The following is a 334-nucleotide window of genomic DNA, read 5'->3' on the forward strand; positions in this document are numbered from 1 at the left end:
TGGTGATACAGTGATCCTATGTATTCTTTGTGTAGCATCCTTTATTTCCGTGACATTCCTTCGCGGAACTAAAAAAGCTAGTCCGGTTGACAGTTCTGTTCTTCAAGGCGTTATTGCTTTGAAATAGGGAATCTTGAGATCTAAAGCAAATGCAAAAATTAATATTAGAAAATAACAAAGGATAGATAAAAGCTGCCCGAATTAAGAGGCTTCTCACAAGATTGTGAGAAGCCTCTTATAGTGTTCATAAGTTATAAGAGATAGTGAAAATATTTAAGTAAGCAAACGCATCGCAGGAAAAACACAAGAATATTCTACTATTTATAGGGAATAA

Origin of the sequence: Neobacillus drentensis (genome assembly GCF_036965645.1) — a bacterium.
Taxonomy (GTDB): domain Bacteria; phylum Bacillota; class Bacilli; order Bacillales; family Cytobacillaceae; genus Neobacillus; species Neobacillus drentensis_D.